Raw genomic sequence first — 1547 nt, 5'->3', positions numbered from 1 at the left:
CAGCAACGGATATGCCCCCAACCCCAACCCCAAAACAACAATCTGGCAGGTGCACTAAGTTCAGACTCTCAATACCTTCCCACCAATCGCCACCGCCACCAGCAGCACTGCCATCAGCCCAAAAGCAAAACTCAAACTACTGGCATGGGCAACAAAACCAATCACAGCCGGTCCCGCCAGAATCCCCGCATAACCCAACGTAGTAATCGCCGGCACCGCGATGCTTTCCGGCATCACCGTCTGCTTACCCACCGCCGTATACAGCACCGGCACGATGTTCGAACAGCCGGCGCCGACCAGCGCATAACCGACCAGTGCAGCCTCCCAACTCGGTGCGAACGTCGCCAGAAACAGTCCGGCGGATGCCAACAGACCGCCAAACAGAATGATCCGCGTCGCCCCGACAATCCGAACAATCCGGTCACCCATCAAACGTCCGGCGGTCATGGTCAGGGCAAATGCCGCATAACCGAGTCCGGCATAGGCGGTGTCGATCCCGCGCTCTTGCGCCAGGAATACCGCGCTCCAGTCCAGCGCCGCGCCTTCGGTGAGGAAGACGATAAAGCACATCCCGCCAATGAACAGCACGATGCCGTGGGGAATGGCGAATGCGGGACCTGAGCTTTCGCTGCCGTAGGGCAACATGTGCGGCACGCACTTGAACAACGCGGCGACCAACACCGCCACCACCACCAGCATCGCGCTCAGCGGTGACAGGCCGAGGCCGAGCAGGGCACTCACGCCGGCGGCGCCGACGATCCCGCCGAGGCTGAACAAGCCGTGAAAGCCCGACATCATGTTTTTGCCGCTGGCCCGTTCGACGATCACCGCTTGCAGGTTCACTGTCGAATCCACCGTGCCAAGCCCGGCGCCAAACATGAACAGCGTGGCGATCAACGCCGGAATCGACGACACCGTCGCCAGCAGCGGCAATGCCAGACAGATCAGCAAGGTGCCGCCAGTCGCCACTCTGCGGCAGCCGAAGCGCGCGGCGAGAATCCCCGCCATCGGCATCGCCAGAATCGAACCGACCCCGAGGCACAACAGCAACAAGCCGAGCGTGCCTTCATTGAGCCCGGCGCGGGCCTTGGCGTATGGCACCAGTGGCGCCCACGCGGCAATGCCGAGGCCGGCGATGAAAAAGGCGATGCGCGTCGACATCTGTTGCAGGCGTCCGGGGACGAAGGTGTCTTGGGGGGTGAGGCTGGTCATATCGTTCCTTGGCAAAAAACATCGCGTCCCCGAAGGACAGTGATAGCGCGTCGAGGTTCGATCGCAGGTTCCGGGGGAGTGCAGTCGACATCCTAACCCGTAGGCGTTCGCCTGCTCGCGAAAACGCTGATTCGGGTAATGAATGTGGCGATTGACACACCGCCTTCGCGAGCAGGCTCGCTCCTGCAGGGGATTGCGTTTTACAGTGGCAGCTTCAGAGGGATTGAACGGTAAGGGCGGGTGATGACGCGATTTTACGATGCACGGGGCAATGTTTACGGGGTGGTTTCGCCTCAGGCACTTCGCGAGGCGGGGATCGGTCTGCCGATGACGGC

At 61.7% G+C, this 1547-nt stretch carries 1 protein-coding gene; it reads right to left on the bottom strand.

Annotated elements, in window-relative coordinates:
- Positions 1-60 precede the first annotated feature (60 nt).
- A complete protein-coding gene (locus DBR24_RS02565; protein ID WP_128613812.1) occupies positions 61-1212 on the bottom strand; it encodes an MFS transporter in 1152 nt (383 codons plus the stop codon).
- Between the last annotated feature and the right edge of the window lie 335 nt (positions 1213-1547).

Origin of the sequence: Pseudomonas sp. HMWF006, from assembly GCF_003061205.1 — a bacterium.
GTDB lineage: Bacteria > Pseudomonadota > Gammaproteobacteria > Pseudomonadales > Pseudomonadaceae > Aquipseudomonas > Aquipseudomonas monsensis.
Note: the sequence above shows the minus strand (reverse complement) of the source record. Positions and strands in the feature narration are given on the sequence as shown.